Raw genomic sequence first — 916 nt, 5'->3', positions numbered from 1 at the left:
TGATAAAAACGCAAGTGAAGGCCAAGCTCGTGCGGCGGCTTCGAGAGATCAACTGAACGTTCAAGTAAACGAAGTCAACTCGCTAGCAACGGCGATTAATGAGATGAGCGCAACCGCACAAGAAGTGGCAAATTCTGCGGTACAAGCAGCAGCGGCGGCAAGCCAAGTTCAAAGCAACAGCGCGAATGGCATGTCGCGTATGGACAATGCTGCAAGCGCGGTGGATAACCTCGCTTCGCAAGTGAATGATGCACAGCACCAGACGCAGAATTTGGTGGCTTCAAGCACGGCTATTCAGGGTATTCTGAGTGAGATTGGTGGCATTGCCGATCAAACCAACTTGTTGGCGCTGAACGCTGCGATTGAAGCTGCGCGTGCTGGTGAAGCGGGTCGTGGTTTTGCTGTGGTAGCCGATGAAGTCCGCAACCTTGCAACGCGCACACAAGGCTCGACAGAAGAAATTCGTGCAATGTTGGCTCGTTTGGAGCAAGAAACGCAATCAATCGTCGTGTTGATGGAGCAAAGCCAGAAGCAAGCGGTGGATACCAAAGAAGAAACACAAGCAGCGCAGTTGGCGTTGGCCGAAATCAACCAAGCTATTGAAGTAATTAATGATATGAATAATCAGATCGCTTCAGCGGCAGAAGAGCAAAGTTCGGTGTCGGAAGAGATCAACCGTAATGTGGTTGTGATTAATGATACGGCGATGGAAGTGATGGATACCATGTCATCTTCTGTAGCGATCAGTAACGAGCTGACAGTAAAAGCCAGTGATCTTCACGGTGAGTTGAGTAAGTTCAAGTTGTCTTAATCAAGCGAGTGAGAAGGTTCAAACCAACTCACTCGGTTCATTTCTGGCAAAACGATTGGCGAGAAATATCGAACAAAACAAAAGGGCTCCAGAGTTACCTCTGGA

At 48.9% G+C, this 916-nt stretch carries 1 protein-coding gene; it reads left to right on the top strand.

Going from position 1 to position 916, the window contains the following annotated elements; genetic code table 11:
- Positions 1 to 811 (top strand): methyl-accepting chemotaxis protein (locus tag R8O11_RS25920; protein WP_318194702.1); only part of this gene is annotated, 811 nt, incomplete at its 5' end.
- Positions 812 to 916: the final 105 nt, after the last annotated feature.

It is taken from the genome of Vibrio sp. 1288 (genome assembly GCF_033344475.1).
Note: the sequence above shows the minus strand (reverse complement) of the source record. Positions and strands in the feature narration are given on the sequence as shown.